The organism is Mycobacterium sp. smrl_JER01, from assembly GCF_048513595.2.
GTDB lineage: Bacteria > Actinomycetota > Actinomycetes > Mycobacteriales > Mycobacteriaceae > Mycobacterium.
Map to the genome: position 1 here is coordinate 3,867,214 of NZ_JBLXXK020000001.1, position 22,676 is coordinate 3,889,889.

Here is a 22,676-nt window from a genome sequence, read left to right on the forward strand (position 1 = left end):
GAAGTGACGGTAGTGACGAGAACAGAGACCGATCTGCAGCAGCTGGCCGAACGCGGCGCCGCAGAACTGGGCGAGAACGCCTCGGCCCGGGATCTGCTGCAGTGGACCGACGAGAACTTCGGCGGCGCCGCCGGCGGTCCGGACGGCAGGTCGGGCTACATCGTGGCATCCAACATGCAGGACGCCGTGCTGGTCGACCTGGCCGCCCAGGTGCGGCCCGGCGTCGACGTGCTCTTCCTCGATACGGGATACCACTTCGTCGAGACCATCGGCACCCGCGACGCCGTCGAGGCGGTCTACGACGTCAATGTGGTGAACGTGCGGCCGCAGCAGTCGGTCGCCGAGCAGGATGCCCTGCTGGGTAAGAACCTCTTCGAGCGCAACGCCAATGAGTGCTGCCGGCTGCGCAAGGTCGAGCCGCTGTCGAAGGCGCTGGCCGGCTACCGCGCCTGGGTGACCGGCATCCGGCGGGTGGAGGCGCCGACCCGAGCCAACGCTCCGTTGATCAGCTGGGACAAAGCGTTCGGATTGGTCAAGATCAACCCGCTGGCCGCGTGGAGTGACGAGGACATGCAGGCCTACATCGACGAGCACGGCATTCTGGTGAATCCGCTCGTCGACGAGGGCTACCCGTCGATCGGCTGCGCACCGTGCACCAACAAGCCGGTGGCGGGTGCCGATCCCCGCAGCGGACGCTGGGCCGGCCAGTCCAAGACCGAATGCGGTCTGCACGCCTCGTGACGCTGATAGTCACCGCCCACGGCAGCGCCGACCCGAGGTCGGCGGCCACGGTGGGTGCGATCGTCGAATGCGTCCGACGGCTGCGACCCGATCTGGACGCCCGCGTCGCGTTCTGCGAACAGAACTCCCCGAATCTGCGCGACGTGCTCGCCACCCTGGGTCGCCGACGCGCGGTCGTCGCACCGCTGCTGCTGGCCGACGCCTACCACGCCCGGGTCGACATCCCGGAGATGATCGTCACATCGGGCGCCGACGTCCGGCAGGCCGACGTGCTCGGCGAGGACGACCGCCTGGTGCATGTGCTGCGGCAGCGCCTGGAACAGGCCGGGGTGTCACGGCTGGATCCGCAGGTGGGTGTCATCGTCACCGCGGTCGGATCCTCGCACCAGGGAGCCAATGACCGCACCGCCACGGTCGCCGACGAGCTGACGCTCACCACGCGCTGGTGCGCGGCGACCGCCTTTGCGACCGGACCGCAGCCCAAACTCGCCGACGCCGTCGATGACCTTCGTCAGCGCGGCGCCACCCGGCTGGTCATCGCCCCCTGGTTCCTGGCGCCCGGCCGGATCACCGACCGGGTCGCGGAATTCGCCCGGGCGCAACGCATTCCGATGACTGCGCCGCTCGGGGCGCACCGGCAGGTGGCCGAGACGGTGCTCGACCGGTTCGACGCCGCGCTGACGTTGGACACGGCGGCGTAGGAGCACGCGGCAGCACTTCTGCCGAGCCGGTACCCTTTTCTCAGTCGGTGCTCTCGAGGCGAGGCACCCCCACCCGAGCAAGGACTCGATGCAACCTCATAGACCCGGGGCGGTCACATGTTGACCGCCGTTCTCGGTATCTTTCTCGGTTTCCTTGTCGTTCTGGCGATCACTGCGCTGACCGGATACTTCGTCGCGCAGGAGTTCGCCTACATGGCGGTGGACAGGTCCAGGCTTAAGGCGCGCGCCGAGGCCGGTGACAACGCCTCGGCCCGCGCACTGACTGTCACCCGGCGCACGTCGTTCATGTTGTCCGGTGCCCAGCTCGGCATCACCGTCACCGGTCTGCTGGTGGGCTATGTCGCCGAACCGCTGATCGGCCGCGGCCTGGAGGTGTTGCTCGGCGGTGCCGGTATCCCCACCGCGTTGGCCGTCGTGGTGGGCGGCGTCTTCGCCATCGCCGTGTCGACCGTGGTGCAGATGCTGTTCGGCGAGCTGTTCCCGAAGAACCTGGCGATCGCCCGACCCGAACCGTTGGCGCGCTGGCTGGCCCTGTCGACCACCCTGTACCTGAAGGTGTTCGGGTGGCTGATCCGGCTGTTCGACGCCTCGTCCAACCTTCTGCTGCGCGTGCTGCGTATCGAACCGGTGCACGACGTCGAGCATTCGGCCACCCCGCGCGATCTCGAGCACATCGTCGCGGCGTCGCGGGACGCCGGGGAGATCCCCCGCGAGCTGTCGGCGTTGCTGGACCGGATTCTGGACTTCCCGACCAGCACCGCCGAACATGCGATGATCCCCCGCTCGCGGGTGGACGTCATCACCGCCGACGAACCGGTGTCAGCGGTGCTGCAGCGCATGGCGACCGGTCACACCCGCTATCCGGTCACCGCACCCGACCACGAGGACATCGTCGGCGTCATCCAGCTGCACGATCTGCTCGACGCCGTGCCCGATACCGACACCGCCGGAACCCACTGCCGGCCCACCGTCGTTGTGCCCGAGACGATGCCGCTGCCGAACGTGGTGCGCCAGCTGGAACAGGCCGGTGACGAGATGGCGATCGTCATCGACGAATACGGCGGGTTCGCCGGCATCGTGACGATCGAGGACCTGGCTGAGGAACTGGTCGGCGAGATCGACGACGAACACGACGCCGTCGCCGCGGCCGATGTGGTGATCGACGGTGACGGCTGGTTGCTCGCCGGTGATCTGCCCCTCGACGAGGCCGAGCGCACCCTGGATCTGACCCTGCCACCCGGCGACTACGAGACGGTGGCCGGGCTGGTGATCGCCCACGCCGCCGGACTGCCCGCGGTCGGCGACGAGGTCGTCATCGCGCTTCCCGCCGCACCGGCTGATCTGCTCGGCGACGGAGCACCCCCCACCCGGCTACTGACCGCCCAGGTCCGTTCGATCGAGCGGCGGGTGCCGGCGTCGGTGTTCGTCACCGTCTCCGAGGAGGCCGGCGATGAGTGACCCGTGGGTGGTGGTCGCGGTGACCACCGCGCTGATCAGCCTCAGCGCGTTCTTCGTCGCGGTCGAATTCGCGCTGATCGCCGCCCGGCGTAGCCGGTTGGAGGACGCGGCGGCCACCAGCGCCACCGCCCGGGCCGCTTTGCGCAGCGCCAGTGAGCTCTCACTGCTGCTGGCCGGGGCTCAGCTCGGCATCACCGCGTGCACGCTGCTCCTCGGCGCGCTCACCAAACCCGCTGTGCACCATGCCATCACACCGCTGATCGGCGATCTGGGCGCCCCGGGGTGGGTGGCCGACGTGGGCGGCTTCGTGCTGGCACTGCTGATCGTGACGTTTCTGCATCTGGTGATCGGTGAGATGGCGCCCAAGTCGTGGGCCATCGCCCACCCGGAGCGGTCGGCGACGCTGCTCGCGCTGCCGATGCGCGGCTTCATGTTCCTGACGCGGCCGCTGCTGCGGGCGCTGAACCAGGCGGCGAACTGGTGTCTGCGCCGGGTCGGGGTGACCCCGGTGGACGAACTGGCCGACTCCCAGGACCCCGACACGCTGCGGCAGCTGGTCGAGCACTCGGCAACCGTCGGCACGCTCGACGAGCGCTACCACGCAAACCTGGCCAGCGCGTTGGAGCTGGAGGCGCTCACCGTCGGACAGCTGGCGCGCCGCGACGGTGCGCACAGCGAGGTCGACGTCGACGCCACCACCGTTCAGGTCCGGGAACGGGCGCGAGCGACCGGGCACCTGCGGCTGCTGGTTCGCGACGGCTCCGCGCTGGTCGGCGTCGTCCACGTCCGCGACAGCCTGTCGGGTGCGGGTACCGCACGCGATCTGATGCGGCCGATCCTGACCGTGCCGGAGGACACCCCGGTCTACGAGGCGCTGCGCACCATGCGGGAGACCCGCAATCACCTGGTGGTGATCGACGGACCGTCCGGCCTCGGGTTGCTGACACTGACCGACCTGTTGTATCGACTGCTCCCGACCGGGACGGCCTGATCTCAGGCCACCGGAACGGGCTGACTGGCGGGAAGCGACGGTACCCGGGTGGCCCGCACGTACACGGTGTCGCCCTCTTTGAGCCCGAGTGCCTCGGCGTCGCCGCGGGTGATCTGCGCGGTGAAGGGGGTGTGCGTCGCGGCGCTGATGAGCTCGACGCGGACCTCGAAGCCGAGCATGACGATCCGGTCGATCGTCGCCCTGGTGACACCGGTGGCCTGCACCGAGTCGTCACTGGTCGCGATCGCCATCTCTGGATTGCGGCCCACCCGGATGTCGTGCGGACGCACCAGCACACCGTTGAGCGAGGACACCGCGCCGAGGAACGACATCACGAACGCGTTGGCCGGGGTGTCGTACACCTCGGTCGGTGAGCCGACCTGTTCGATGCGGCCCTTGTTGAGCACCGCGATGCGGTCGGCGACGTCGAGCGCCTCCTGCTGATCGTGGGTCACCAGCACGGTGGTCACATGGACGTCGTCGTGCAGACGGCGCAGCCACGCCCGCAGATCCTCGCGCACCTTGGCGTCCAGCGCGCCGAACGGCTCGTCGAGGAGCAGCACCTCCGGATCCACGGCCAGCGCCCGGGCCAGGGCCATACGCTGACGCTGGCCGCCGGAGAGCTGATTGGGGTAGCGACCCTGAAAACCGGCGAGCCCGACCACTTCCAGAAGATCATCGACCTTCGCCTTGATCTCGGCCTTGGGTTTCTTGCGGATCTTGAGGCCGAACGCCACGTTGTCACGGACGGTCAGGTGTTTGAACGCGGCGTAGTGCTGGAACACGAAGCCGATGCCGCGCTTCTGCGGGGGGATGCGCGTGACGTCGCGGCCGTTGATGGTGATTGTGCCGGTGTCGGGTTCGTCGAGGCCGGCGATGGCCCGCAGCAGCGTCGACTTGCCGGATCCGCTGGGCCCCAGCAATGCCGTCAGCGAGCCCGCGGGCACCACGAAGTCGATGTTGTCCAGCGCGGCGAAGTCACCGTAGTGCTTGTTGGCGCCGGTGACGGTGATCGCATGAGTCATGGTCAGTCTGCTCCTTGACGGCCTATTCTGCGGCCCGGGTACGGCGGGCGTCGAGCACGACCTGTGCGATGAGCACCAGAACCGCCACGGTCATCAACAGGGTCGAGATGGCGTAGGCGCCGTATTCGGCGCCACGGGTGTACCGGTCGTGGACCAGCAGCGTCAGCGTCTGCGACGACCCGGGCAGGTTGGCCGCCACCATCAGCACCGCACCGAACTCCCCCAGGGTGCGCGCGACGGTCAACACGATGCCGTAGGTCAGGCCCCAGCGGATCGACGGCAGCGTGATCCGCCAGAACGTCTGCCACCACTGGGCTCCCAGGGTCGCCGACGCCTCCTCCTGATCGGTGCCAAGTTCGTGCAGCACCGGCTCGACCTCGCGGATGACGAACGGGACCGTCACGAAGATGCTCGCGAGCACGATGCCCGGGAAACCGAAGATGATGCGGACGCCGAGGTCGTTCTCCACGAAGCCGAACAGTCCGGCCGATCCCCACAGCAGGATCAGCGCGACGCCCACGACCACCGGCGACACCGCGAACGGCAGGTCGATGACCGCCTGCAACGCGCTCTTACCGCGGAACCTGTTGCGCGCCAGCACCAACGCCGTCGGAACCCCGAACAGGACATTGAGCGGCACCACGATCGCGACGACCAGCAACGACAGGTTGAGCGCCGAGATCGCCGCCGGGGTGCCGACCGAGGCGAAGAACTCGCCGATGCCGGGCGAGAAGGTCCGCCACAGGATCAACCCGACCGGCACCACCACCAACACGGTGACGTAGCCGAGGGCGATCCAGCGCAGCAGGTGGCGGGTGAGGGGCGACAGCGTCACTTGGCCAGCTGCTCCCGCCGGGCGGCCCTGGCCCCGATGGCCCGCAGGATGAACAGGATGACGAACGAGATCGCCAACAGCACAATCGATATCGCCGCTGCTCCGACCTTGTCGTCGTTCTCGATCAGAGTGCGGATCCACTGCGAGGACACCTCGGTCTCCCCGGGCACCGCCCCACCGATGAGCACCACGGAGCCGAACTCGCCGATGGCACGGGAGAACGCCAGCCCCGCACCGGACAGCAGCGCCGGCAGCAGGGCGGGCAGTATCACCTTGGTCAGGATGGTGAAATTGTTGGCGCCCAGCGACGCCGCCGCCTCCTCGACCTCACGGTCGAGTTCGAGCAGCACCGGTTGCACCGAGCGCACCACGAACGGCAGCGTGACGAACAGCAGCGCGATACCCACACCCCATTTGGTGTGTTGCAGGTGGACACCAACCGGGCTGGCGGGACCGTAGAGGGCGAGCATCACCAGGCTGGCGACGATGGTCGGCAACGCGAACGGGAGGTCGATGACGGCGTCGACCAGACGCTTGCCCGGAAAGTCGTCCCGGGTCAGCACCCACGCGACCAACAGGCCGAAGACGCCGTTGATGACGGTGACGCCGACCGAGATGGTCAGCGTCACCCGGAACGAGGCCAGCGCGGCCGGCGAGGTAACCGCCGACCAGAACGCCCCGAATCCGCCCCCGGCGGACTGCCACAGGATGGCGGCGAGCGGCAGCAGCACGATCAACGACAGCCACATGGTGGCCGCGCCAACCCGCAGCGACGTCGAGCCGTGCCGACCTGCGAGCAGACCCGGGCGCCGGCCCGAGTCACCGTCTCCGGTGAGTTCGGGCCGGATCGCCTCGGGGTTGAGGTCGATCCCACCGACCGGAGGGGTCATCCAGTGGCCTGCTTGTAGATCTTGGTGATGGTGCCGTTGTCCTTGTCGAACAGCTCGGTGTCGACGTTCTCCCAGCCGCCGAGGTCGGAGATGGTCCACAACTTCTCGGGGGCCGGGAACTTGTCGGCGTACTCGGCGAGCACACCGGGGTCGACAGGACGGAAGTTGGCTTCGGCCCACAACTTCTGGGCCTCCGGAGTGAACTGGAAGTTCACGAAGTCCTGCGCCTTGTCGAGATGCCGGCTGGTGTTGACGACTGCCGTCGGATTCTCGATCTTGAACGTCTGCGGCGGGTTCACGTATTCCAGGTCGAAGTTGAGCGCCTCGTTCTCGTAGGCGAGCAGCACGTCACCACTGCCCTGCCGGAACACGTCGGTGGCCTCGCGGCCCGAACCCGGACGCAGCCGAACATGCTCGGTGACCAGCTTGTTGACGAATTCGATGCCGGCCTCCGGATTCTGGCCGCCGTTGCTCGCATAGGCATAGGGCGCGAGCAGATTCCATTTGGCGGCTCCCGAGCTCAGCGGGCTCGGCGTGATGACCTCGACACCGGGTTGCAGCAGATCATCCCAGGTGCGGATGTTCTTCGGATTGCCCTGCCGGACTGCGAAACTCACCACCGAACCGAACGCGATGCCCTTGGTCGGGCCTGCATCCCAGTTCTCGTCGACCTTGCCGGCCTTCACCAGCCGGGTGATATCGGGTTCGACAGAGAAGTTGACGATGTCGGCCGGCTTGCCGGACTCGACGGCGCGCGACTGGTCGCCGGAAGCGCCGTAGGAGCCGGTGACCGCGACACCTTTGCCTTCCTCGGTCGCCGCGAACGCCGGAGCCACCTTCGCCCATCCGGGTTCGGGGACCGCGAACGCCACCAGGGTGAGCGTGGTGTCGGCGTCGGCGTTGCCGCCTTCACCGCCCACCACGTCGCTGGCGCCGCCGCCGCAGGCGGCGAGCATGGTGGCCGACAGCGCGAGGGCGGCGACGGTGCGTGAACGCCTGAGGACAGCGCTACGCCAGCTCCTGGCTGGTTTTGTCATTTTGAGCATTGGGGGCCTTCCCGGGTTTTCGGATATCGGTGGCGGCCGTTCCCGGGAAGGCGGAGTGGGTGCTGCGGCCCACTACGCCACAGCCGTCACCGACGCCGAGCCGCGAACGGGCAGGGAATCAGCGACAACAACAGACATCGGCAACGGCGCACAGACCCACGGCAATGAGAGCCACGATGTGGCCGCTCTTGTTGCCGGACGCCGTTTGCATGGCGCGAAGCGTAACAGAGTTGCCACGGGTCGGCCGTACGGACCGGTCCGCACGTCAGCGGGTGAGCAACCACATCACGATGACCAGCAGGATCAGCGCCACCAGCGCCAGGGTGACCCGCGATCGGGGCATCCCGCTCATAATTCGCCGCCCTTTCCGTCCTCGTCGACGTGCCGGATCCGGTGCAGGATCCGGATGCCGCCGCCCAGCAGCCGGTCGAGCGCCAGCGCGATCACGAACGCCACAGCGAGAACCACCGGCATCACGACCACCGTCTGTAGAACGAACGGCAACCCGGTCAACCACAGCTCCACTGAATCCCACCAGTTGAGGAAGCCGACCATCAGGCCAGACTATGCGGGCGGGAACCGGAGGAAACACCGGGTGTTCGAGTAGACGCCACGGTGTCCGGCAGTCGATGATGAGCAAATGGTGCTGCAGCAATCCGAGACGTCTGACGGGGTTACCACCAACGGCGAAGCGGGTGCGTTTGCACTGGCCACCCCAGCCTCCTACGCCAACCCCGGCCCGCTGCGCAATCCGTTCCCACCCATCGCCGACTACGCGTTTCTCTCCGATTGCGAGACGCAGTGCCTGATCTCATCGGCCGGTTCGGTCGAGTGGCTGTGCGTGCCGCGTCCAGACTCCCCCAGTGTCTTCGGCGCGATCCTGGACCGCGGTGCCGGTCACTTCCGGTTGGGCCCCTACGGGGTGTCGGTGCCCGCGGCGCGCCGCTACCTACCCGGAAGCCTGATCCTGGAGACCACCTGGCAGACCCACACCGGCTGGGTGATCGTGCGCGACGCGCTGGTGATGGGTCCCTGGCACGACCTGGAAACCCGGTCCCGGACACACCGTCGCACCCCGATGGACTGGGATGCCGAGCACATCCTGTTGCGCACCGTGCGCTGCGTCAGCGGCACCGTCGAACTGGTGATGAGCTGTGAGCCGTCGTTTGACTACCACCGCACCAGCGCGCACTGGGAGTACTCCGCCCAGGCCTACGGCGAGGCGATCGCACGCGCCACCAAGGACCCGGATTCGCATCCGACGTTGCGCCTGACCACCAACCTGCGCATCGGACTGGAGGGCCGGGAGGCCCGGGCCCGGACCCGACTCAAGGAGGGCGACAACGTCTTCGTGGCGCTGAGCTGGTCGAAGCATCCGGCGCCGCAGAACTACGACGAGGCGGCCGACAAGATGTGGAAGACCAGCGAATGCTGGCGCCAGTGGATCAACGTTGGCGACTTCCCCGACCACCCGTGGCGGGCGTACCTGCAGCGCAGCGCGCTCACCCTCAAGGGGTTGACGTACTCGCCGACCGGCGCACTGCTGGCCGCGCCGACGACGTCGCTGCCGGAGACGCCGCACGGGGAACGCAACTGGGATTACCGCTACGCGTGGGTGCGGGATTCGACGTTCGCGTTGTGGGGGCTGTACACGCTGGGCCTGGACCGCGAGGCCGACGATTTCTTCGCGTTCATCGCCGACGTGTCGGGCGCCAACAACGGCGAGCGGCACCCGCTGCAGGTGATGTACGGCGTCGGAGGTGAGCGCAGCCTGGTCGAGGAGGAACTGACCCACCTGTCGGGCTATGACAACGCCCGCCCGGTGCGCATCGGCAACGGGGCCTACAACCAGATGCAGCACGATATCTGGGGCACCATGCTCGACTCGGTCTATCTGCACACCAAGTCGCGTGAGCAGATCCCGGAGACGTTGTGGCCGGTCCTCAAGGAACAGGTCGAGGAGGCGATCAAGCACTGGCGCGAGCCCGACCGCGGCATCTGGGAGGTGCGCGGGGAACCGCAGCACTTCACCTCCAGCAAGATCATGTGCTGGGTCGCGCTGGACCGGGGCGCCAAGCTGGCCGAGCTGGAAGGCGAGAAGTCCTACGCCCAGCAGTGGCGGACGATCGCCGAAGAGATCAAAGCCGACATCCTCGAACACGGCGTCGACGAGCGCGGCGTGCTGACCCAGCGTTACGGGCACCCCGCGCTCGACGCGTCGCTGTTGTTGGCGGTGCTCACCCGGTTCCTGCCGCCCGACGACCCGCGGATCCGCGCGACTGTGCTGGCCATCGCTGAGGAGCTCACCGAGGAAGGCCTGGTATTGCGCTACCGGGTCGAGGAGACCGACGACGGCCTGTCCGGCGAGGAAGGCACGTTCACCATCTGCTCGTTCTGGCTGGTGTCCGCGCTCGTCGAGATCGGCGAGATCGACCGGGCACGGCATCTGTGCGAGCGGTTGCTGTCGTTCGCCAGCCCGCTGCATCTCTACGCCGAGGAGATCGAACCGCGCACCGGCAGGCACCTGGGCAACTTCCCGCAGGCGTTCACCCACCTGGCTTTGATCAACGCCGTGGTGCACGTGATCCGCGCCGAGGAGGAGGCCGACAGCTCCGGGGTGTTCCAGCCGGCCAACGCCCCGGTGTAGGCGGGCAACGCCCCGGTCTAGGCCGCCGGGGCGGGTCCCACCGTCAGAACACCGCCCGCAGGCCCACCACACCCACGGCACCCAGCAGAGCCGCGGCCGGCAGGGTGATCACCCAGGCCAGCGCGATGGGTTTCATCAGGCCCCAGTTGGTGGCTCGGTTGACGATGCCCACACCGAGCACCGCGCCGATCAAGATGTGGGTGCTCGACACCGGGAGACCCAGCACGCTGGCGCCCATCACCACCGCGGCCGCCGACAACTCCGCCGAGAAGCCCGACGCCGGGTGCATCTCGGTGAGGTTCTTGCCGACCGTGGCGATCACCCGGCGACCGATGAACCACAAGCCGGCCACCAACGCGACACCGAAGGCCAGCATCGCCGCCGGCGGCACCGCGGCCTTGCTCTCGACGCCACCGGTGCGCAGCACATCGAGGATCGCGGCGAACGGCCCGATGGCGTTGGCGATGTCGTTGCTGCCGTGGCTGAACGCGAAGCCCGACGCGGTGAACACCTGCATCCAGCTGAACATCAGGAATGTCGAGCGGGGCAGCGACTCGCCCTTGAGGGTTTTGGCGAAGATGAACGTAGCCATCCAGACCGCAGCTCCGACCATGCCCATGATGAAGTAGTTGTTCAACGTGGTGAGCCCCAGATGCATGTTCTTGAGGCCCTTGAACAGCAGCATCGCCGAGATGATCATCGCCCCGAATGCAGCCAGCAACGGCACCCAGGTCTGCAGTGCCTTGAACGCGTCGATCGACTTCGTCTTGGAGTCGATCTCGTGCAGCTCTCGGTAGTATTCGCTCTCCAGCTCCTCGGGGTCGAAGTCCCCGCGGTTGGCCGCGACCGCGTCGCGGGCCAGGGCGCCGGTGTAGGCGATCTGCTGGATCTCGCTGAGCCGCTCGAAGGCCTCTTTGTGCTTGTTGCGATGCGCGATGCGCTCTTTGCGTATCTCGACCAACTTCGCGTCGGCGGCCTCGTTGTAGGTCAGGATGTGGCGTTTGATGGTGCCGTAGAGCAGATACGCCACCAGCCCTCCGAGCAACGGGGACAACACCCACGACACGGCGATCTGGCCGATCTGATCCCACTGCACCATGTCCAGTGCCGAATTTCCCTGCCCGGTAACGAAACCCAGCATCAGCGCGGCGCCGACGATGCCGCCGATGATCGAGTGCGTGGTGGACACCGGATAACCCATCCGGGTGGCGAACAACAGCCAGAACGCCGCGGCGAACAACGCCGCCATCATGATGAACACGAAGTCCATCGGTGAGATCTGCACGATCGACAGATCGACGATGCCGCTGCGGATGGTGTCGGTGACCTCGCCACCGGCGATGACCGCGCCGCTGACCTCGAATATCGCGGCGACGAGCAGGGCCTGCTTCATCGTCAGGGTGCCTGCCCCGACGCTGGTGCCGAACGAGTTGGCGACATCGTTGCCGCCGATGTTGAAGGCCATGAACATGCCCAGCGCGGTGGCCACCACCAGGATCGTCTTGTCGGCACTGCTGTCCACGTAGCCGAACGACCACCACGTGAAAGCGCCGAACGCGACGGCGAGCATCAGTCCGAAGGTGAGGTGCCAGTTGCGGTCGGTGCCCAGGAATTCGTCGGATACCGGTGCCGGAGGGGTCGACGTCGTCGGTGCAGTCACCCGGGGAAAGCTATGCCGGGTAGGGAATCACCTGGCACCCGTCAAATGAAGAGTTGATGAAGGACCCGCTACGACGCGGCGTTGTGCACCATCGCGGTCGCGATGGCGGCGGCCTCGTCGGTGATGCTGTAGCCGCAGGCCCATGCCTCGGCGGTCACATTGGACACCACCGCCAGCGCATGCTGACAGGCCCATCCGTCGGCGCCCTGCTGTGTCGTCATCTGGCTGATCAGCGCATCGCCGACGTCGACCTCGTCGAACTCCCACAGATAGGCGCCGTCGCCGACGGTGATCGCGGCGTCGGCACAGTCCTGCCAGGTGGTCGCAGAGTCTCTGAAGAACGACTGCGCGTTCTCGGCGGCCGGGTAGAGCACCGCGGTCTGTTCGACCCAGTGATCGTTGTCGTCGCCGGGTTCGCGGGCCACCTGGTCACGGACGGCGGTCCACCCGGTGCCCGCGTAGACCGGCTCCTCGGCGCCGTACACCGCCCCCAGACATTCGGGATCCGATACCTCGGCAGAGTGGTCGGTCATCTCGTCGAGCTCACCGGTGACCGTCATCCGGGTGGACCCGACGATGGTGTTGAGTTCGCCGATGCTGAGCAGAACGCGGTCCAGCTGCGCTTCGCCGAGTAACGGCACGTCGAGCGGAGCGGCGCCCCGACCGCGCACCGCGGTACCGTCCACGGTGCTCACACACGCAGCGAGCAGAACCGACACCGCGAACACGGCGCCGGCCGTGCGACCGCGCTCAACTGCGCCGCGTCTCCTCACCCTGCCATTGTCCGCCATCGTGAGCCCGGGACCGAGGCGGTTGGGCCCGGTCCTTGTCGGACCGGTCCGACGCGCCGGTGGCGCCGTGCCGTCAGCGCACCGCGGAGATCTTGTCCAGGATCGCGTCCGCGACGGCCACGGCGGGCCGCGCGACGCCGGAGGGTCGGGGATCGACGACTTCGACCTCCACGATGCAGTCGCCGGCCAGACCGACAGCCCGCATGCCCGTGGGCGATTCCGTTCCTCCCGAGGTGTGCAGCACGCTGGCCGAGAGCACCCGCTCGTCGAAGGCGACGCCAGTGATCATGCTGATCTCGTCGGCGCCGTGGGGCGCGGACTGCAGGGCCACCGTCTGCCCGTTGCAGCGGCCCCACTGGGCGGACAGCGAGGCGAAGAACTCCTGCGCGGCGCCCGGGTCGGCCATCTGCACGACGCCGAAGAAGCCGGACACCGGAGGGCCGTCGAAGCCGCCCCCGGCCCAGGTGTTGGTGGCCACCGACTGCACCGGGCTGTCGTCGTACACGATCTCCTGCATGCGGTAGGCGGCGCTGACGCATTCGGCCGGAGTCACATCGGCGTCGCCGATGCTGCGCAGCAACACCTCGGCATCGCCCTGCACCGGCGTGCCGAGCAGCGCGTTGGGGCCGGTGGCCAGGAGCGTGGCCAACTCCGCCGCCGTGGGTAGGAACGGCGCGAGCGGGATCGCGGCCGAAGGCTGGGCCGCCTCGACGATGCGCACCACGGGTCGGTCGTCGATCGGCGCCGCGGCGCAGCCCGCCACAGCGATACATGCACACCCGATCCCTGCCGCCCGGGCCACCTTCGACATACCCCTTCGATAGCACGCCCCGGGCCGGTGTGCGACCTGATCGACGAGAAACTACCGCTCGGCAGCCTTCGCGATCATCGCGTTGATCACCGTGGTGGCCTCGTCGCGGACCCGCTCGGCACACACCGACGCTTCGACGATCACGTTGGCGACAGCCGCCACCGTGTGCTCGCACTGCCATTCGACAGAGTCCATCGCCGTCGACACCTGGCTCACGATGCCGCCGTCACGGACGACGCCGCTCAGCTCCCAGTCGAACCAGTCCTCACCGTCGCTGATCGAGACCGGTGTGCCCGCACACCGGTCCCATTCCCGCGCGGAGCGCTCGACGAACATTTCGGCATCCTGGGCGGTCGGCACGATGACGGCGCTCTCCTCCACCCAGTGCTGGTAATCGTCCCCCGCTTCGCTGGCCAGACGGGTGAGCACGGCGGTGTACCCGGTGCCCGCGTAAGCCGGTTCCTCGGCACTGTAGAGCGCCCCGACGCACTCCGGTGCGGTCACGTCGGCGGAGGAGTCGGTCATCTCGTCGATCTCGTCGGTGACCTCGATGCTCGGGCTGCTCAGCAGATCGCCGAGTTCTCCGGTGTCGAGCAGGATCTCGTCCAGATCCTGCTCGGTGAGCAGCGAATCCGATTGCCGGACAGCGGAATCAGCGCGCACCGCGGTACCGTCCACGGTGCTCGTGCACCCGGCGGTCCACAGCGAGACCGCCAGCCCGAGGACGACCGGGCCGGTCCGCCACCACCCGCGGGTCACCGTGGTCTACTTCTTCGGCTTGTCCGTGGCCGACTCGGTGGACAGTGCGGCCACGAACGCCTCCTGCGGGACATCGACGCGTCCGATGGTCTTCATCCGCTTCTTGCCCTCCTTCTGCTTCTCCAGCAGCTTGCGCTTACGGGTGATGTCGCCGCCGTAGCACTTGGACAGCACATCCTTGCGGATCGCCCGGATGTTCTCGCGGGCAATGATTCTCGAGCCGATCGCGGCCTGGACGGGCACCTCGAACTGCTGGCGTGGGATGAGCTCCTTGAGCTTGGTGGTCATCTTGTTGCCGTAGGCCGCCGCCCCGTCCTTGTGCACGATGGCGCTGAACGCGTCGACGGCCTCGCCCTGCAGCAGGATGTCGACCTTGACCAGATCGGCCTCCTGCTCGCCGGCCTCCTCGTAGTCCAGGCTGGCGTACCCGCGGGTGCGTGACTTCAGCGAGTCGAAGAAGTCGAAGATGATCTCGCCCAGCGGCATCGTGTACCGCAGCTCGACGCGTTCGGGTGACAGATAGTCCATCCCGCCGAGTTCGCCGCGGCGGGACTGGCACAACTCCATGATGGTGCCGATGAACTCACTCGGCGCGATCACCGTGGTCTTGACGACCGGCTCGAACACCGACCGGATCTTGCCCTCGGGCCAGTCCGACGGGTTGGTCACCGTCAATCCCGGATCACCGGGCGCGGTCCCCTCTGTGATGACGCGGTAGACCACGTTGGGCGCCGTCGAGATCAGGTCGAGGTTGAACTCGCGCTCCAACCGCTCCCGGGTGATCTCCATGTGCAGCAAACCCAGGAAGCCGCACCGGAACCCGAACCCGAGCGCCACCGAGGTTTCCGGCTCATAGGTCAAAGCGGCATCGTTGAGCTGCAGCTTGTCCAGCGCCTCGCGCAGCACCGGGTAATCCGACCCGTCGACCGGGTAGAGCCCGGAGTAGACCATCGGCTTGGGCTCGCGGTACCCGGTCAGCGCCTCCGTGGCACCGTTGCGGGCAGTCGTGACGGTGTCGCCGACCTTGGACTGGCGCACATCTTTCACACCGGTGATGAGGTAGCCGACCTCGCCGACACCCAGCCCGTCGGAGGCCTTCGGCTCGGGCGAGACGATGCCGACCTCGAGGAGTTCGTGGGTGGCGCCGGTGGACATCATCTTGATCCGCTCGCGCGGGACGATCTTGCCGTCGACCACGCGCACGTAGGTCACCACGCCGCGATAGATGTCGTAGACCGAGTCGAAGATCATGGCGCGCGCGGGGGCATCGGAGTCACCCTGCGGCGGCGGGATCTGCCGCACCACGTGGTCGAGCAGATCGGCCACCCCGTCGCCGGTCTTGCCCGACACCCGCAGCACGTCGGAGGGTTCACACCCGATGATGTGGGCGATCTCACCGGCGTACCGGTCCGGGTCGGCGGCGGGCAGGTCGATCTTGTTGAGCACCGGGATGATGGTCAGATCGCGGTCCAGCGCCAGGTACAGGTTCGCCAGCGTCTGCGCCTCGATGCCCTGCGCGGCGTCGACCAGCAGCACGGCGCCCTCGCAGGCCTCCAGCGCTCGGGACACCTCGTAGGTGAAATCGACGTGGCCCGGGGTGTCGATCAGGTGCAACACATACTGTCCGGCCGCTTCACCGTCGGCGACCACCCACGGCAGCCGCACGTTCTGCGCCTTGATGGTGATGCCGCGTTCGCGCTCGATGTCCATCCGGTCCAGGTACTGCGCACGCATGGAGCGCTCGTCGACCACGCCGGTGAGCTGCAACATCCGGTCGGCCAGGGTGGACTTGCCGTGGTCGATGTGGGCGATGATGCAGAAGTTCCGAATCTGCGCCGGCGCGGTGAAGGTCTTGTCGGCGAAACTGCTGATGGGAATCTCCTGGTGAGCGGGGTCTGACGGCCGATACCGGCCTGTTCAGAGTATCGAGCGCAGCCCTGCACGGCCCAATCGAGCCACGATCGGGCCGCCGGGGCACCGCCTATGCTTGGCGGGTATGGCGTCATCGTCATCGTATTTGAAGGCGTTTCAGCGCTTCCTGGTGAAGAACACCGAGAACCTGGTGTTCAACGAGGCCCCCAAACTCGTCCGTCAGCTGCAGAACTCCGACACCCTCCAGCGCGGCATCCAGCAGGGCATCCGGATCGGGCGCGACGTGCTGTCCGGCCCGGCCGAGGCCACCGCCCCCGCATTGCCCGCCGGCAGGCCTGTCTCCAATCGTTTCGTTCCCACCGCACACCGCGCCCGCAGGGTGTCCTACGCACCGGACCTGGACGGCCGCGCCGACCCCGGTGAGATCGTGTGGACCTGGGTGGTCTTCGAGGACGACCCGAACCGGGGCAAGGACCGACCCGTGCTGGTGGTCGGCCGGGACCGCGACATCCTGCTCGGACTGATGCTGTCCAGCCGGGACCATCACCGCGACGACCCGAACTGGGTCAGCATCGGCAGCGGCACCTGGGACCATGAGGGGCGGGTCAGCTTCGTCCGGTTGGACCGGGTGCTCGACGTCCCCGAGGAGGGTATCCGGCGCGAGGGCGCCATCCTGGGGCGCGACGTGTTCGACGTGGTGGCGATGCGATTGCGGGCCGAATACTCCTGGACCTGATTCCCGCCTCCGGCGAGGTGGACCTGATTCCCGCCTCCGGCGAGGTGGACCTGATTCCCGCCTCCGGCGAGGTGGACCTGATTCCCGCCTCCGGCGAGGTGGACCTGATTCCCGCCTCCGGCGGGCGTGTCCTGATCAGGCAGGTGCCGGATGGCGTACCAGCGGCAGGACACCCTCGCCGACGTGGCGGATCTCCTCGGCCTGCGGATACCCCGACAGCACGAACTCGCTGATTCCGATGCGGGTGTACTCGGCGAACACGTCGGCCACCTGTTGGTAGCTGCCGATCGCCGCGGTCCCGGCGCCGTCGCGCAGCAGGCTCGGGCCGGCCCACAGACCTGGGTGCACCTCCAGGCTGCGGGCATCGACCAGTTCGCCGGTGGTGAGCGCCGCCATCCGCCGTTGCCCCTCCGAGCCGCTGGCCAGATACCGTTCGTGCGCCCGTCGCACCTCGTCGGCGGACAGGCCGGCGATCAGCTCGTCGGCGCGCTGCCACGCCTGCTCCTCGGTGGGCCGGGCCACGGTGTGCACGCGCAATCCGAACCGCAGGGTCCGCCCGCGCCGCGCCGCGGCTGCCCTGACCCGCCCGATCTTCTCGGCGACCTGCTCGGGCGGTTCGCCCCAGGTCAGATAGACGTCGGCGTGCTCGGCGGCCACCTCGATGGCCTCGGGCGAGGAACCGCCGAAGTAGATGATCGGCGCCGCCTCGACCGGGTAGGCCAACCGAGCCTTGTCGATGTCGTAGAACTCACCACGGAAGGAGAACTCGGGGCTACCCCACACCCCGCGCACCACGGCGAGGAACTCGGCGGTCCGCCGGTACCTGGCGGACTTGTCGATGCCGTCGCCGTAGCGGCGCATCTCGTCGTCGTCGCCGCCGGTGACGATGTTGATCGCCAACCGGTCTCCGGTGAACCGCTGATATGTGCTGACCTGTTGTGCGGCCAGCGTCGGGGACAGAACCCCTGGGCGGAACGCCACCAGGAACTTGAGCCGACGGCTGCGCTGAGCCAGCGCCGCAGTGGCCAGCCACGAGTCCTCGCAGTGCGAGCCGGTGGGAGTCAGTGCAGCCTCGAACCCGTAATCCTCCGCCGTGCGCACCAGCGCGGTCAGGTTCTCCAGCGACGGCTCCAGGTGCGATGCCGTCCGCGCCGCGGAACTGCCGCGGTTGTCGGCGATCGTCACGGTGTCACCGTGGGTGGGCAGATACCAGTGGAACTTCAGCCCGTCGGTGATCACCCCGAAATTCGGTTGTGTGCTCATGTAATCCGCTCCACTCCAATCGGTTTCGTCCTTCAATTGGCTATCGTGGCGCACCGGCCACCTCGTCGGCAGCCGGGGGCACGGCACCGGCCCGGACCGACAGTACGGCCGCGGTCTGCGAATGACATTGTTGGATAGTGCCTTTCAGCTGCGAAGCGGTGGGATCTCGCTGAGTCAACGGCGACGGTCGGCGCTGTTCTGACCGGCATTCGGATCAGGCAGATCGGTAATCTGGCCGCGCTCCCCGCCCCTGCCTAGGTTGGGTCCGTCGTCTGAACACCTCCCCAGCCGGCCCTGTCGGCTTCCCTGCCATCGGCACGCCGTCGTGCTCGTTGCGCGTCACCGCAGGCCCTTTCCACTCAGAGAGCTTCCCCGTGATCGAGATCGAGAACCTGACCAAGCGGTTCGGTGACCGCACCGTCCTCGACGACATCTCCCTGTCCGTCGGCAGCGGTGAGATCCTCGCCGTCGTCGGTCCCAGTGGTGCAGGCAAGAGCACGCTGTCGCGCTGCGTGAGCTTTCTGGAACGTCCGACCAGCGGCACGGTCCGGGTCGACGGCGAGGACTTCACCCGACTCGACGGTGACGAACTGCTCGCGGCCCGCCGGCGCGTCGGCGTGATCTTTCAGACCGCACCGCTGCTGCGGCGCCGGACCGTGGCCCAGAACATCGCGCTGCCACTGCAGTACCTGCACGCCACCGAGGGCTCGGTCGGCAAGCGGGTGGCCGAACTGCTCGACCGGGTAGGCCTGGCCGACCGCGCAGACTTCTACCCGGCCCAGCTCTCCGGCGGCCAAAAGCAGCGGGTCGGGATCGCCCGTGCGCTCGCGCTCGGCCCGTCGAACCTGCTGTCCGACGAGGCGACGTCCGGACTGGACCCGGCCACCACCAGGGCGATCCTGGGGCTGCTCAGTCATTTGCGAGACGAGTTCGGTCTGTCCATCATCCTGATTACCCACGAAATGGAGGTGGTCCGGGAGATCGCCGACTCGGTGGCGCGGATCGAGGACGGCCGCATCATCGAGAGCGGTTCGGTGGAGGACATCATCCTCGACCCGGCCTCCGAGCTGGCTCACGAACTGCTGCCGGACCGGCCGAGTGCGCCACTGGAGGGTGCCGGGGAGATCTGGGAGGTCTCGCATGCCTCCCGCAGCGTGCCGCTGGACTGGCTGACCTCGATCCAGTCCGCGCCCGGCCTGTCCGGCGCACAGGTCAGCGTGCTCAGCGCCAGCGTCGAATCCATCCGCGGGGTGGCGGTGGGCCGGGCGGTCCTGGCTGTCACACCCTCCGCCCCTTCCGGTTTCGTGGAATACCTCACCGAACACGGGCTGCACGTCCGCCCGGTCGAGAAGGTCGCTGCCAGATCCCCGGAGGCGGCGGCGTGAATTACCTGGCCCTCGACGACTTCAGCACACCCTGGTTGAAGGTTCCCGACCTGCTGTTGCCCGCCTACGGTGAAACGTGGGTGATGGTCGGGGTCACCATGGTGCTCGTCGTGCTCATCGGCACCCCGGCAGGGATCATCCTGCACAACACCTCGACCCTCGGGCTGTTCCCGAACCCGCGGGTGTTCACGGTGCTCAACACGGTCGTGAACGTCGGCCGGTCGCTGCCGTTCCTGATCCTGATGGCGGCCATCATCCCGGTGACCCGGTTCCTGGTCGGCACCACGATCGGTATCGCGGCCGCGATCGTCCCGATGACGGTGGCAGGCATCCCGTTCTTCGCCCGGCTGGTCCAGAATGCGTTGCGCGAGGTGCGATCCGATGTGACCGACATGGGCCTGGTGTCCGGCGGGTCGCACGTGCAGGTGATCCGGTCGGTGCAGCTTTCCGAGGCGTTGCCCGCGCTGGCCGGAGCGCTCACCGTCAACACCATCGCGATGATCGAATACTCGGCCATCGCCGGCTCCATCGGCGCCGGCGGTGTCGGGCACCTGGCAATCACCTACGGCTACAACCGATTCGACGACAACATCATGATCGCGACGGTGATCGCGCTGATCATCACCATTCAGCTCGTCCAGTTCACCGGCGACCGCGCCGTCCGGGCGCTCACCCGCTGAACCCTCCCCGCACCCAACAATCAGAAGGAAGACCCGTGGCAGAGCAGAGCAACCCCGCCGTCGACATCGAGATCAAGAAACGCAGACGCTGGCCGTGGATCGCCGGCGCGGCGGCGGCCGTCGTCGTCATCGCCGGTGGCGTGACCTACGCCCAACTCGCCAACCAGGACAAGGAGTTCGGCACCACGCTGGAGGTCGCCACCTGGAGCACCGATATCGCCGCGGAGAATCTGCTGGCCTATATCGCCGAGAACGTCGCGCCAGAGCACGGCATCACCATCGAGCCGGTGCAGATCGACAACCTCATCGAGATCAACCGTGCCGTCGACGCGGGCGACGTCGCAGGAAATTTCTTCGAACACCAGCCGTTCCTCAACGACGCCATCGCGGCCAACGGCTTCGAACTGACCCTTGCGGCACCGACATTCACCTGGGACCAGGCCACCTACTCGGACAAGTACGACAACTGGGACGAATTGCCCGACGGCGCCAAGATCGCCCTGCGCGACGATCCGGCCGGGCAGGCGATCGCGCTGCTCGATCTCGCCGAAGCCGGCCAGATCACCCTCAAGCCGGGCAAGGACGACCTCAAGGGTCTGCCGCAGCTTTCCGACGTCGAGTCGAATCCCAAGAACTATCAGTTCGTCCAGGTGCCGATCGGGCAGCTCGCCCGCAGCCTCGCCGATGTCGACGCCGTCACCGTGCACATCTCCGACGTGTACGCCTCCGGCCTCACCGAGGAGCAGATCCTCGACCGTCATCCGGCGCCGGTGGGCAGCGAGGGCGGTCTGGTGGTCAGCGACAAGCACCTCGACGACCCCAACGTGCAGAAGCTGATCGAGACGTTCAAAGATCCCAGGATCGCGGAGTTCCTGGAGACCACCGACAACGCACTGATCCGGGACACGCTGGGCCCGATCGGCGCGTCGGACGACTCGGAGCCGGGATCGAACTCGTGACAAAGCGTCCGCTGTACTACTCGGCGTTCGTGATGAACACCGCATCCCATGTGCTGCACGGGTTGTGGCGGGCGCCGGACGCGCAGAACCACCGGTTCAACTCGCTGCGGCACTGGACGTCGCTGGCCGCCGAGGTCGACAAGGCCGGTTACGACCTGCTGTTCTTCGCCGACGTGTTCGGGTTGCGGGCACCGTGGAACGGCAACTGGCGCAAGGCTGTCGAGGGCGGGATCCAGGTCCCGGTGAACGACCCGTCTGTGCTGGCGTCGGCACTGGCCGCCGCCACCGAGAATCTCGGCATCGTGTTCACCAGCTCGATCGTGCAGGACCATCCGTTCAACTTCGCCCGGCGGATGTCCTCGCTGGACCACTACACCGACGGCCGGCTCGGCTGGAACATCGTGACGAGCTTCAACGCGAACATGTTTCGCAGTTTCGGCCACGAGGGCACGCTGGCCCACGATCAGCGTTACGCGTGGGCCGACGAGTACGTCGACGTCACGTACAAGCTGTGGGAGGGCTCCTGGGACGACGACGCGCTGGTGCAGGACAAGGAGCGCGGCGTGCACTCCGATCCGTCGAAGATCCACAAGATCAACCATGTCGGCCGGCGCTACAGCGTCGAGGGACCCCACTTCACGTCGCCGTCACCACAGCGCACCCCGGTGCTGTTCCAGGCGGGGTCCTCCCCTGCCGGCCAGCTGTTCTCGGCGCGAAACGCCGAGGGCGTCTACATCAGCAGCCCGACCCCTGCCGATGCGCACAAGCTGACCAGCGAGACCCGGGCGCTGGCCGCCGCAAACGGCCGCGACCCGCAGGACATCACCTTCGCTCAGGGATTGTCCTTCGTGATCGGCGACACCCACGCCGAGGCGGTCCGACGCAACGACGAACTCAAGCGTTATCTCGATGTCGAGGGCGTTGCCCTGCACGCCCTCGGTGACGCCGGGATCGACGCGGGCAACCTGCCGCTGGACACCCCGATCAGTGCGCTCGGGGAGTTCACCGGCATCCAGAGCTTCTCGCGTTGGGCCGCCGAGATCTCCGGCGACGACGAGCCGACGATCCGCGACATGGCCTGGGCGCTGGAGGGTGCGAACCGTGTCGTCGGCACCCCGACGGAGATCGCGGACCGCCTGGAGGAATGGCGCGAGGCCGGCGTCGACGGCATCAACGTCTATCACGCGACGCTGCCGTCGTCGTTCCGGGAAGTGGCCGACCGGCTGTTCCCGACGCTGCGCGAGCGGGGCCTCATCGGCACCGACAAGTCCGGCACGTTGCGGCACAAGCTGCTCGGGCGCGGGGATCGGCTGCCGGACACCCATCCGGCGGCGCGCTACCGCGGCGCGTTCAGCGACAACTCGCTGGCCGACCGGGTTCCGGAACCGGTGGGAAGTGCGTGACG

21 protein-coding genes and 1 pseudogene are annotated in these 22,676 nt (G+C 67.7%); 10 read left to right on the forward strand and 12 right to left on the reverse strand.

Annotation, left to right across the window (positions count from 1 at the left end):
* Positions 1-3 precede the first annotated feature (3 nt).
* The 4 genes from ACNUDN_RS18115 to ACNUDN_RS18130 all read left to right on the forward strand — a co-directional run bounded on the left by ACNUDN_RS18115 (position 4) and on the right by ACNUDN_RS18130 (position 3,912).
* A complete protein-coding gene (locus ACNUDN_RS18115; protein WP_419123185.1) occupies positions 4-741 on the forward strand; it encodes a phosphoadenylyl-sulfate reductase in 738 nt (245 codons plus the stop codon).
* Positions 720-1,442, forward strand: coding sequence for a sirohydrochlorin chelatase (locus ACNUDN_RS18120; RefSeq protein ID WP_419123186.1), 723 nt, complete (start codon positions 720-722; stop codon positions 1,440-1,442). The genes ACNUDN_RS18115 and ACNUDN_RS18120 overlap by 22 nt, the downstream gene beginning before the upstream one ends.
* Before the next feature lie 117 nt (positions 1,443-1,559).
* Positions 1,560-2,921: a hemolysin family protein gene (locus ACNUDN_RS18125; protein ID WP_419123187.1), complete on the forward strand. Its 1,362-nt coding sequence runs from the start codon at positions 1,560-1,562 to the stop codon at positions 2,919-2,921.
* Positions 2,914-3,912: a hemolysin family protein gene (locus tag ACNUDN_RS18130; RefSeq protein ID WP_419123188.1), complete on the forward strand. Its 999-nt coding sequence runs from the start codon at positions 2,914-2,916 to the stop codon at positions 3,910-3,912. The genes ACNUDN_RS18125 and ACNUDN_RS18130 overlap by 8 nt, the downstream gene beginning before the upstream one ends.
* Before the next feature lie 2 nt (positions 3,913-3,914).
* Here the strand turns inward: ACNUDN_RS18130 and ACNUDN_RS18135 are convergent, their stop codons facing one another.
* The 6 genes from ACNUDN_RS18135 to ACNUDN_RS18160 form a co-directional block, all read right to left on the reverse strand.
* Positions 3,915-4,937: a sulfate/molybdate ABC transporter ATP-binding protein gene (locus ACNUDN_RS18135; protein WP_419123189.1), complete on the reverse strand. Its 1,023-nt coding sequence runs from the start codon at positions 4,935-4,937 to the stop codon at positions 3,915-3,917.
* Positions 4,938-4,959: 22 nt separating this feature from the next.
* Positions 4,960-5,772 (reverse strand): sulfate ABC transporter permease subunit CysW, encoded by an 813-nt coding sequence (cysW, locus tag ACNUDN_RS18140; RefSeq protein WP_419123190.1) that lies wholly within the window; start codon positions 5,770-5,772, stop codon positions 4,960-4,962.
* Positions 5,769-6,662, reverse strand: coding sequence for a sulfate ABC transporter permease subunit CysT (gene cysT, locus ACNUDN_RS18145; RefSeq protein WP_419123191.1), 894 nt, complete (start codon positions 6,660-6,662; stop codon positions 5,769-5,771). The genes cysW and cysT overlap by 4 nt, the downstream gene beginning before the upstream one ends.
* On the reverse strand, positions 6,659-7,699 hold the full coding sequence (locus ACNUDN_RS18150) for a sulfate ABC transporter substrate-binding protein (RefSeq protein WP_431960350.1): 1,041 nt from the start codon (positions 7,697-7,699) through the stop codon (positions 6,659-6,661). Before ACNUDN_RS18150 ends, cysT begins: the two co-directional genes overlap by 4 nt.
* A gap of 127 nt (positions 7,700-7,826) precedes the next feature.
* Positions 7,827-7,919 carry an Ms4533A family Cys-rich leader peptide gene (locus ACNUDN_RS18155; protein WP_353961403.1) on the reverse strand — a complete coding sequence of 31 codons (93 nt, stop codon included), beginning with the start codon at positions 7,917-7,919 and terminating at the stop codon, positions 7,827-7,829.
* A 137-nt stretch (positions 7,920-8,056) separates the two neighbouring features.
* A complete protein-coding gene (locus tag ACNUDN_RS18160) occupies positions 8,057-8,263 on the reverse strand; it encodes a hypothetical protein (RefSeq protein WP_419123193.1) in 207 nt (68 codons plus the stop codon).
* 181 nt (positions 8,264-8,444) lie between these two features.
* Between ACNUDN_RS18160 and ACNUDN_RS18165 the strand changes: the two are divergent.
* Positions 8,445-10,355, forward strand: a pseudogene (locus ACNUDN_RS18165) (glycoside hydrolase family 15 protein); the annotation flags it as partial.
* Between the two features lie 43 nt (positions 10,356-10,398).
* Here the strand turns inward: ACNUDN_RS18165 and ACNUDN_RS18170 are convergent.
* The 5 genes from ACNUDN_RS18170 to lepA all read right to left on the reverse strand — a co-directional run bounded on the left by ACNUDN_RS18170 (position 10,399) and on the right by lepA (position 16,254).
* The gene (locus ACNUDN_RS18170; protein ID WP_419123194.1) at positions 10,399-12,015 is read right to left on the reverse strand and encodes an inorganic phosphate transporter; all 1,617 of its coding nucleotides are present in this window, start codon (positions 12,013-12,015) and stop codon (positions 10,399-10,401) included.
* Between the two features lie 68 nt (positions 12,016-12,083).
* A complete protein-coding gene (locus tag ACNUDN_RS18175) occupies positions 12,084-12,806 on the reverse strand; it encodes a sensor domain-containing protein (RefSeq protein WP_419123195.1) in 723 nt (240 codons plus the stop codon).
* 73 nt (positions 12,807-12,879) lie between these two features.
* Positions 12,880-13,617 (reverse strand): sensor domain-containing protein, encoded by a 738-nt coding sequence (locus ACNUDN_RS18180; RefSeq protein WP_419123196.1) that lies wholly within the window; start codon positions 13,615-13,617, stop codon positions 12,880-12,882.
* A gap of 51 nt (positions 13,618-13,668) precedes the next feature.
* Positions 13,669-14,376, reverse strand: a complete 708-nt coding sequence (locus ACNUDN_RS18185; protein WP_419123197.1) for a sensor domain-containing protein — start codon at positions 14,374-14,376, stop codon at positions 13,669-13,671.
* Between the two features lie 6 nt (positions 14,377-14,382).
* Entirely contained in the window at positions 14,383-16,254 is a 1,872-nt protein-coding gene (gene lepA / locus ACNUDN_RS18190; RefSeq protein ID WP_419125207.1) for a translation elongation factor 4, read from the reverse strand.
* Positions 16,255-16,372: 118 nt separating this feature from the next.
* Here lepA and ACNUDN_RS18195 point away from each other — a divergent pair, with 118 nt between their 5' ends.
* Positions 16,373-16,984, forward strand: a complete 612-nt coding sequence (locus tag ACNUDN_RS18195) for a type II toxin-antitoxin system PemK/MazF family toxin (protein ID WP_431960354.1) — start codon at positions 16,373-16,375, stop codon at positions 16,982-16,984.
* Between the two features lie 135 nt (positions 16,985-17,119).
* Here ACNUDN_RS18195 and ACNUDN_RS18200 read toward each other — a convergent pair whose 3' ends face one another.
* The gene (locus ACNUDN_RS18200) at positions 17,120-18,247 is read right to left on the reverse strand and encodes an LLM class flavin-dependent oxidoreductase (RefSeq protein WP_419123198.1); all 1,128 of its coding nucleotides are present in this window, start codon (positions 18,245-18,247) and stop codon (positions 17,120-17,122) included.
* A gap of 374 nt (positions 18,248-18,621) precedes the next feature.
* On the opposite strand from ACNUDN_RS18200, the gene ACNUDN_RS18205 reads away from it, so the two are divergent.
* From ACNUDN_RS18205 to ACNUDN_RS18220, 4 genes are read left to right on the forward strand one after another with little or no spacing between them, the layout of a single operon-like run.
* Entirely contained in the window at positions 18,622-19,632 is a 1,011-nt protein-coding gene (locus tag ACNUDN_RS18205) for a methionine ABC transporter ATP-binding protein (protein WP_419123199.1), read from the forward strand.
* Complete coding sequence (locus ACNUDN_RS18210) at positions 19,629-20,312, forward strand: methionine ABC transporter permease (protein ID WP_419123200.1); 684 nt, start codon at positions 19,629-19,631, stop codon at positions 20,310-20,312. The genes ACNUDN_RS18205 and ACNUDN_RS18210 overlap by 4 nt, the downstream gene beginning before the upstream one ends.
* 35 nt (positions 20,313-20,347) lie before the next feature.
* Positions 20,348-21,271, forward strand: a complete 924-nt coding sequence (locus ACNUDN_RS18215) for a MetQ/NlpA family ABC transporter substrate-binding protein (protein ID WP_419123201.1) — start codon at positions 20,348-20,350, stop codon at positions 21,269-21,271.
* Positions 21,272-21,303: 32 nt separating this feature from the next.
* Positions 21,304-22,674 carry an NtaA/DmoA family FMN-dependent monooxygenase gene (locus tag ACNUDN_RS18220; RefSeq protein WP_419125208.1) on the forward strand — a complete coding sequence of 457 codons (1,371 nt, stop codon included), beginning with the start codon at positions 21,304-21,306 and terminating at the stop codon, positions 22,672-22,674.
* Positions 22,675-22,676: the final 2 nt, after the last annotated feature.

What these genes read in the sequence shown, in the direction of transcription:
- ACNUDN_RS18120 (WP_419123186.1), top strand. Translation starts at nt 720, where the DNA reads ATGCGGTCTGCACGCCTCGTGACGCTGATAGTCACCGCCCACGGCAGC.
- ACNUDN_RS18125 (WP_419123187.1), top strand. Translation starts at nt 1,560, where the DNA reads ATGTTGACCGCCGTTCTCGGTATCTTTCTCGGTTTCCTTGTCGTTCTG.
- ACNUDN_RS18130 (WP_419123188.1), top strand. Translation starts at nt 2,914, where the DNA reads ATGAGTGACCCGTGGGTGGTGGTCGCGGTGACCACCGCGCTGATCAGC.
- ACNUDN_RS18135 (WP_419123189.1), bottom strand. Translation starts at nt 4,937, where the DNA reads ATGACTCATGCGATCACCGTCACCGGCGCCAACAAGCACTACGGTGAC.
- cysT (WP_419123191.1), bottom strand. Translation starts at nt 6,662, where the DNA reads ATGACCCCTCCGGTCGGTGGGATCGACCTCAACCCCGAGGCGATCCGG.
- ACNUDN_RS18150 (WP_431960350.1), bottom strand. Translation starts at nt 7,699, where the DNA reads ATGACAAAACCAGCCAGGAGCTGGCGTAGCGCTGTCCTCAGGCGTTCA.
- ACNUDN_RS18155 (WP_353961403.1), bottom strand. Translation starts at nt 7,919, where the DNA reads ATGCAAACGGCGTCCGGCAACAAGAGCGGCCACATCGTGGCTCTCATT.
- ACNUDN_RS18160 (WP_419123193.1), bottom strand. Translation starts at nt 8,263, where the DNA reads ATGGTCGGCTTCCTCAACTGGTGGGATTCAGTGGAGCTGTGGTTGACC.
- ACNUDN_RS18175 (WP_419123195.1), bottom strand. Translation starts at nt 12,806, where the DNA reads ATGGCGGACAATGGCAGGGTGAGGAGACGCGGCGCAGTTGAGCGCGGT.
- ACNUDN_RS18180 (WP_419123196.1), bottom strand. Translation starts at nt 13,617, where the DNA reads ATGTCGAAGGTGGCCCGGGCGGCAGGGATCGGGTGTGCATGTATCGCT.
- ACNUDN_RS18195 (WP_431960354.1), top strand. Translation starts at nt 16,373, where the DNA reads ATGGCGTCATCGTCATCGTATTTGAAGGCGTTTCAGCGCTTCCTGGTG.
- ACNUDN_RS18200 (WP_419123198.1), bottom strand. Translation starts at nt 18,247, where the DNA reads ATGAGCACACAACCGAATTTCGGGGTGATCACCGACGGGCTGAAGTTC.
- ACNUDN_RS18220 (WP_419125208.1), top strand. Translation starts at nt 21,304, where the DNA reads ATGAACACCGCATCCCATGTGCTGCACGGGTTGTGGCGGGCGCCGGAC.